2 pseudogenes are annotated in these 546 nt (G+C 50.2%); one reads left to right on the plus strand and one right to left on the minus strand.

Features of this window, described 5'->3' with window-relative positions:
* A pseudogene (locus R7E78_RS29695) lies at positions 1-178 on the minus strand (electron transfer flavoprotein subunit beta/FixA family protein); the annotation flags it as partial.
* 28 nt (positions 179-206) lie between these two features.
* On the opposite strand from R7E78_RS29695, the pseudogene R7E78_RS29700 reads away from it, so the two are divergent.
* A pseudogene (locus tag R7E78_RS29700) lies at positions 207-546 on the plus strand (electron transfer flavoprotein subunit beta/FixA family protein); the annotation flags it as partial.

Genomic DNA, 546 nt, shown 5'->3' on the forward strand with positions numbered 1-546 from the left:
AGATTTGGTTGATGTCCGTATCGATTGATTGTTTGCCGGTGATCAACAGTTGGGCTTGCTCTTGTTCAACAATTACTATGAGCAACTTGGACACCACCAGCGGCTCAATCTTGTCCGCCGTGTCGATATGAATCGCGCGATCTGCTCCTAGTGCTAGGGCCGTGCGCAATTGTTCCTGACATTGTGACAAGATGGAGCCGCGCGTGGTGTCTAAGTTGCTCAAAGCGATTGTTGAGCAAGAGCAAGCTCAGTTGGTGATCACCGGCAAACAATCGATCGATACGGACAACAACCAAGTCGCGCAGATGCTGGCCGCTTTGCTTGATTGGCCACAAGCAACATTTGCATCGGATGTAAAATTGAAGATCACAAAGTGCAGGTGGTGCGAGAAGTCGATGGTGGATTGATGACGGTAGCAATGAACTTGCCAGCGGTGATCAGCACTGATTTGCGTTTAAACGAGCCTCGCTTCGCTTCCCTACCTAATATCATGAAGGCCAAACGTAAGCCCCTCGACACGATCACACCAGAGAGCTTGGGCGTTGA

The organism is Vibrio sp. YT-19(2023), from assembly GCF_033337395.1.